This window comes from Synergistaceae bacterium (assembly GCA_031267575.1).
Classification (GTDB): domain Bacteria; phylum Synergistota; class Synergistia; order Synergistales; family Aminobacteriaceae; genus JAIRYN01.
Genome location: JAIRYN010000023.1, coordinates 1 through 4,053 on the forward strand (window position 1 = coordinate 1; position 4,053 = coordinate 4,053).

Annotated in this window: 7 protein-coding genes; 2 read left to right on the forward strand and 5 right to left on the reverse strand. The window is 51.7% G+C overall.

Annotation, left to right across the window (positions count from 1 at the left end; translation table 11 throughout):
• Both tnpA and LBJ36_03070 read right to left on the reverse strand, forming a co-directional pair.
• On the reverse strand, nucleotides 1–386 hold a 386-nt coding region (gene tnpA / locus LBJ36_03065), incomplete at its 3' end, for an IS200/IS605 family transposase (protein ID MDR1378011.1).
• 157 nt (nucleotides 387–543) lie between these two features.
• Complete coding sequence (locus LBJ36_03070; protein ID MDR1378012.1) at nucleotides 544–891, reverse strand: ATP-binding protein; 348 nt, start codon at nucleotides 889–891, stop codon at nucleotides 544–546.
• On the opposite strand from LBJ36_03070, the gene LBJ36_03075 reads away from it, so the two are divergent.
• Together LBJ36_03075 and LBJ36_03080 are read left to right on the forward strand one after the other, a co-directional pair.
• Nucleotides 790–1,314 (forward strand): hypothetical protein, encoded by a 525-nt coding sequence (locus LBJ36_03075; GenBank protein ID MDR1378013.1) that lies wholly within the window; start codon nucleotides 790–792, stop codon nucleotides 1,312–1,314. The two genes, LBJ36_03070 and LBJ36_03075, sit on opposite strands and share 102 nt — an antisense overlap.
• A gap of 82 nt (nucleotides 1,315–1,396) precedes the next feature.
• On the forward strand, nucleotides 1,397–1,573 hold the full coding sequence (locus LBJ36_03080; GenBank protein ID MDR1378014.1) for a hypothetical protein: 177 nt from the start codon (nucleotides 1,397–1,399) through the stop codon (nucleotides 1,571–1,573).
• Nucleotides 1,574–1,614: 41 nt separating this feature from the next.
• Here LBJ36_03080 and LBJ36_03085 read toward each other — a convergent pair whose 3' ends face one another.
• From LBJ36_03085 to LBJ36_03095, 3 genes are all read right to left on the reverse strand, one after another.
• Complete coding sequence (locus LBJ36_03085; protein ID MDR1378015.1) at nucleotides 1,615–2,685, reverse strand: cysteine synthase family protein; 1,071 nt, start codon at nucleotides 2,683–2,685, stop codon at nucleotides 1,615–1,617.
• Nucleotides 2,686–2,720: 35 nt separating this feature from the next.
• Entirely contained in the window at nucleotides 2,721–3,851 is a 1,131-nt protein-coding gene (gene alr / locus LBJ36_03090) for an alanine racemase (protein MDR1378016.1), read from the reverse strand.
• A 19-nt stretch (nucleotides 3,852–3,870) separates the two neighbouring features.
• The coding region (locus LBJ36_03095; GenBank protein ID MDR1378017.1) for a peptide ABC transporter ATP-binding protein at nucleotides 3,871–4,053 on the reverse strand (183 nt) is incomplete at its 5' end.

Genomic DNA, 4,053 nt, shown 5'->3' on the forward strand with positions numbered 1-4,053 from the left:
TCTTCTTGATCCTTTATGTACCTGAGAATTTGTTCTTCATTGCGTCCGACCGTATCGACATAATATCCTCTCGCCCAAAAGTGCCTGCCACCATACTTTTTAAATTCAGGATGCCTCTCGAATATCATCAGTGCGCTTTTCCCTTTCAAAAACCCCATAAATGCTGATACGCTGAACTTTGGTGGGATCTTCAAGCACATGTGGATATGGTCGGCACACACCGCCCCACCCACAATTCCCACTCCTTTGTATTCACACAGTTTGCGTAGTATTCCATTTATATCCTTTTTCACTTTGCCGTACATGCTTTTGCGCCGGTATTTCGGAATAAACACAATGTGGTAGATGCAATTCCACTTCGTGTGTGCTAACGTTTCTACGTCCATTCGGATACCTCCTCTGATTTTGACTTTGGCCTGGGAACCATTGCCATTATGTCAGAGGAGCCTTGTTACTTCACGGATCGCTTCCGCTCTATTGGGTCTCCCCGGCATAGCCGGGGGCTTAATATACTATCGAGTTAACGTGATGAAAATATGTTAGTCACTCAGGGTATTGGGTGCGGGGAATATTCGCTGTAACCAAAGAAGCACTTGCTTTCGTATTCAAAAACTCTCCTACACAAAGTTCCTCTATCTTTGGGGCGTCCAGCTCCGACGCCGTAAAATCAAATCCGCTCACCTCTTTCTGAACCGGAAATCTCGCCTGCGCCAGACGATACCGGAGCCCACACGTCTGCCGTTCCACACTTTCCGCTTCCAGCAAGGATAGTAAGACCTTCTCTGCCGTGTGCCCTTGCTTTTGACCTATCGACGACACTTCATCGTAAGCCGCACGCATCCCCTCCAAACGCATCTCTTGCAGCTTATCCAGTATCTTTTCACGCAACATGGCAAGCACACGTTCCCGAATGCCAAAGAACTGCTCATAACCTGCGACTGCGGCGGTAGCAACGGCAAGAGAGTCAGGCTATGGAAATTCCAACTTGCACAGTTTTCGGAGCGGGTTGGGATTGAAATACACGTATCCCACTACCCCCACTTTCCTCCAGGAACATCAAAGTGGAACAAAATCGAACATAAGCTCTTTTGTTTCATATCCAGGAATTGGCAGGGAAAGCCGCTGGTTGATGTACAAACAGCAGTGAACTTAATCGGCTCTACGACAACAACCACTGGTCTCAGAGTTATTTGTCAGACCGATAATACCGAGTACGAGCTATCAAAAAAGGTTACGGATGAACAACTCAAAGCACTTCCTATCATCAAAAGCGCACCTTTTGAGAGTTGGAACTATATGGTGAAAAGAATGTAATTGAACAAGTTATTATTACACAATTCCTTAGCAAGGGCGTCAAAAAGGGGAAAGTTCGTCTGCTGAAATCTGGTGATGCAAGATGCCCTTGCTTAGCACCGGCGTTGATCTTCGCCGCTCCCGCATGGATCTCTGCAACGTCCTTATTCGTCTGAGCCTGGAGCGCTTGCCGGGGTCCACCCCAACGTCGTACTCCCGTCCGGCAAACCCTCCCGTCGAAGGATCGTGCGACCCTGCCGTTATCTTGTTCCCCTGTTGAATCTGCTGGAACCTGTGATTATACTGATTGACGCGAGTTTGTCACACTACATACTTGTCGTTGGGGTATTCGGAGAGGTAGCGGTCGCGCCTGTCGACGATCAGCGTCACGACATTCTGGCCTTTTTTGAGGCGTGAAGCAATTTTGAGCGCAATCGCGACATTGGCTCCCGAGGACATGCCGCAGTAAATGCCCTCCTCCGAGCACAGGCGATTGGCCATCGCGCGGGCGTCTTCCGCCGTCACGCAGAAAAATTTGTCAGGATATCCCGCGGCCACCATCTGTTCGACGATGGACTGTTGGGTGACCCATTTATCCAGGCCCATTGCCCCCGCAATTTTTTTCTTGACGTCCGAAACGTGAAATTCGTTTTTGCCGCTCTCTTCGTTCTGCAAGTCGAAGTATTGTTCGCTCCCCTCGGGGACAACGCCGAAGGTCACCGCGGGCCGCAGGCCCTTTTCCTCCAAACCCAGGCACGTCCCATAAAGCGACGCTCCCGAACTCACGGAACAACCGAAGGCGTCGATCTTTCCGTCGAGCTGAGCGTGTATTTCCCGCCCGATTTCCATCTGCCCCAGATAATTGGCGTTGTTGTAAATTTGGTCCACCCATACCGTGTTCGAGTCCTGTTCTTCTTCGAGGGCGCAATCTTTCTTCCCCGCTATGACATAGGGAAGGTCCGTATTTTCTTGAAAGGCGGCTTTCGCGTCTTCTGGCAGATATTTATTGGGCTCGCTGGATATGGCTACCTCGGGGCCGTAAGCTTGAGTGATTTTCAGCCTGGCGTCGACGCCGTCAGTGAAATTGTAGCGGTACAAAAATATTTTCGACTTGTATCCCTTGACGGCACAGACCAACGCTACGGCGGGCGCCGTGTTGCCAGCGGAGGCCTCGACGACTCGACCCCCCGGCAGAAGTTTTTTTCCGTTCCAGGTATCGCCTTTTTCAGCGGCCTCCACCATCGCGAGAGCCATTCTGTCTTTATAACTTCCGCTGGGGTTCAGGTGCTCGAGCTTGACGAATACATTCGCTTCAACATCTTTTCCTACTTTATTGAGTTTCAGTAGAGGTGTCTTTCCAATTGCGTCGAGCACGCTGTCAATATAGTCCATTTTTCTGCTGACCTCTCTTTTTAAATTTATTCTTCTCACCTTGAATAAAAACGTGGAACACGAGACGTCAAAGTCGCCGTAACTTCCGATATGGAGGCCGGGTAAAGATCGGCGTAATGATAAACGTACTGCTCTTGACCCTGATCTTGGCCGAAAATCGTGACGACATCGCCCTCTTTTGCCTCCGGGATGTCCGTTACGTCGAGAATCGTGGTGTCGCAGCATATTTTCCCGATAATCGGCGATTTTTTCCCTCGGACGATCATCGCTCCTCTGTTGGAGATGCTGCGTCTCAGGCCGTCCGCATAGCCGATCGACGTCAGGGCGACGCGCGTGGGACGCGGTGTGACGAATGCCGCCCCATAACTGACGGGCGTTCCTCCAGCCAGCCACTTCGTCTGAACGACGCGCGCCTTCAGGGCGACCGCCTGCGAAACGCCGAACCGCGACGAGTATTCCGGGTGCATTCCCGCGTACAGGGCTCCGATACGAGCGAAGTCGTAACTGTATTCGGGAAAATCCAGCAAGGTGGCGGAGCTGAGACAATGGAATTTCAGACTGGGGTTCATCGTCCTGAGTTTCGATACGGCCCGGGCAAACAGTTCCAGTTCTTCTCTTTCCAGCTCGAGCTGGTCGGCAGGGAAGTTGGTGGTGTGCGTGAAGACACCGGAGACACTCAATCCAGGCAATGACATGATTTTCCCTATTTCGCACACGCACTGGTCAAATCGGTTTTTGATGACCAAGCCCCATCGGCTCAATCCAGTATCGATCTTGATGTGCCCTTCCAGTTTTTTCCCCAGGGCCGACGCTGCGTCCGAGAGATTTTTTGCCTGTTCACAATCGACGAAAGGGACTTGAAACCCTTGCTCGATGGACAGCGCTCCGTGGGCCGGGTCGACCGGTCCAAGAATCAATATGGGGGTGTCGATTCGATTTTCCCGAAGCTCCATCGCTTCTTCGAGTGTGGCGACCGCGAAGATGGGACAGTCCAGGCGCGCTAGAACCCTTGCGATCGGCACCGCCCCCAATCCATAGGCATTCGCTTTGAGAACCGCCATGATCCGGCACCCTTCAGGAAGTTTTGCTTCGATATTGAGGTAATTGCGCTCTATGACGCCGAGGTCGACTTCCATCCAGGCTCTGTCCCTTGTTGGATTGTTCATGCAATGAAGCCCTCGATCGCTAAATATCGCCGAGATCTCTCGCCAAGTGACAGGCGACGAAATGATTGTCGGAGATCTCCAGCAGTTTAGGCGGGGTTTCCAAGCAAATATTTCGAGCATAGTTGCAGCGGGGCGCGAAGCGGCATGAGTCGGGGGGATCAATAGGAGACGTCAGCTCTCCCTTCAGGATGATGCGTTTGCT